This window comes from Kitasatospora sp. NPDC001225 (assembly GCF_053597855.1).
In genome coordinates, this window is record NZ_JBSFJC010000426.1 from 1 (window position 1) to 1,609 (window position 1,609).

Annotated in this window: 2 protein-coding genes; both read right to left on the reverse strand. The window is 70.2% G+C overall.

Going from position 1 to position 1,609, the window contains the following annotated elements:
• Positions 1-49 precede the first annotated feature (49 nt).
• Positions 50-910, reverse strand: coding sequence for a hypothetical protein (locus ACWDCZ_RS41155; RefSeq protein WP_449818695.1), 861 nt, complete (start codon positions 908-910; stop codon positions 50-52).
• Positions 911-1,335: 425 nt separating this feature from the next.
• Positions 1,336-1,609 (reverse strand): hypothetical protein (locus ACWDCZ_RS41160; RefSeq protein ID WP_449818696.1); only part of this gene is annotated, 274 nt, incomplete at its 5' end.

Sequence of the window (1,609 nt, forward strand, 5' to 3'; positions counted from 1 at the left end):
AACGAGGCAGCGGAGCTGCTGTAGAAGAGGCTTGTCCTCCAAGACATCCTCACCACAGGAGCTCCGCTGTTGGAACAGGCTGCCACAACAAGGCCGTGCGACGGGGGGCGTCGTCACGGCGGTGATCGAGGTAGGCGAGGCAGCGGTCGGTGGCCGTCCGGAAGGCGTCGATGTCGCCGGTGGCGGCGTAGGCGGTGGCGAGTCGGCCCAGCGCGCGGGCGCGGACGGTCGGCACGCTCCTGGCTGCCGTTTCGACGGCCGCCTCGGCGAAGCGGATTGCCGCGGTGGCCTTCCCTCCGGCCGCGTGCTGGTACGACAGCATCCCGAGTACATTGGCGACGGTGTCGTGGTCGGCGCTGGCGAGGGCGAGGCGGATGGCGAGTAGTTGGTAGCACTGGCCCGACGGTGAGAGGTCCGCGTCGAAGGCCATCCATCCGGCGAGCTGGGCGAGTCCGCTGGCGGTGCGCAGGAGCCGGGTGCCGATGTCCGGGGTGTAGCGGCTGTTCCGCAGTAGCGACAGCATGCCGTCCAGTGCGGTGAGGACGTAGCGCTGGGAGATGGCACCGCCGCCGGTGGCGTCGTCGAGGCGGCGCGGGTCGGCGAGGTGGGATTCCAGGACGGCCACCATCGGGGGCAGCACCTGGTCGGCGCCGCTCTCGCGGCCGGTGCTGTGGACTGCTTGCCGGTCGGCGTCCCAGACCGCGGTGAACAGGTCGCCGGCCGAGCGGAGCGTCGCCTGGGTGGCGGGGTCGGTCGAGTTCCAAGCCGTGGCGGTCGCCAGCACGGCGGGCAGGGAACGTCGCCCCAACAGCCCGTCGGTGACGGTTTGTTCGTCGCTGTGGGCAGCTGGTTCGGGCAGGCCCCAGAGCATGGCCTGGGTGTAGGTCCGGCCGGTCCTGTCCGACAGCACGGTGGCAGCCAGACGGCGCACCACTTCCGACCGGGGACCGCGCCGCGGCTCCAGGCATGGGCGGCAGTCAGGTCGAGTCGCCTTTCGCCGAGGCCCGTGAGCTGTCCGTTGATCACGCGGACCAGGTCACGGGGCGACTGGCCGGCGACCTTAAGGGCTTCCGCGAGGACCGCTCCGGGACGGTCGCCGCAAGGTGTCGCCGCGCCCCCGACTGGGACTCTCCGAGCTTCATCACGCGGCGACGGTACGTCAACTGTGCTTTTGTGTGCGCTAATTCGCGACTTTTCACGCTGACTGTAGGGAGTTCGCGACGCTCGCGCGTCCACGCACGCGTAGGGTCGGGCCGTAGGTGGTCTCCGCCGGTGCGGCGATCGTGGTGCGGGCACCCAGGACGGACGTCGCCCTGGGCTCGGTCCCGGCCGCACTCAATGGCTCACGCGAGCGATCGAGTACCAGATCGCGATCCGTGGGAGCCGCGCCCAGTCGCTCGCGCGAGCCATCAATGCCGGGTGCCTGGACGACCCGCCGGCCCTCGGGCTCTGATGCGACCAACCCGCCATCCGGCGCCCGAACAGGCCCGGGACGAGCGCTGCCCTTGATGGCTCGCGCGAGGCATCAAGATCGGTTTCGGCGCGCCGGACAGCGGTCCGGGCCTTGAACAGACGATATGACGCAGAATTCCAGTAGAAGAACCCAAAC